Below are 237 nucleotides of genomic sequence, written 5' to 3' on the forward strand. Positions count from 1 at the left end.
TACCGCATGGGCCACGACCGCATCTTCGACCACATGATGCTCGACGGCCTGGAAGACGCCTACCAGCCGGGCCGCTCGATGGGCACCTTCGGCGAAGACTGCGCGGCCAAGTACAAGTTCACGCGCGAGCAGCAGGACGCGTTCGCCATCGCCAGCGTCGAGCGCGCCAAGAAGGCCGCCGAAACGGGCCTGTTCAAGGACGAGATCGTGCCCGTCACGGTCAAGGGCCGCGGCGGC

Annotated in this window: 1 pseudogene; it reads left to right on the forward strand. The window is 67.5% G+C overall.

Going from position 1 to position 237, the window contains the following annotated elements:
- A pseudogene (locus BMG07_RS41155) lies at positions 1-237 on the forward strand (acetyl-CoA C-acetyltransferase); the annotation flags it as partial.

Origin of the sequence: Variovorax sp. E3, from assembly GCF_016082275.1 — a bacterium.
Classification (GTDB): Bacteria; Pseudomonadota; Gammaproteobacteria; order Burkholderiales; family Burkholderiaceae_C; genus Variovorax.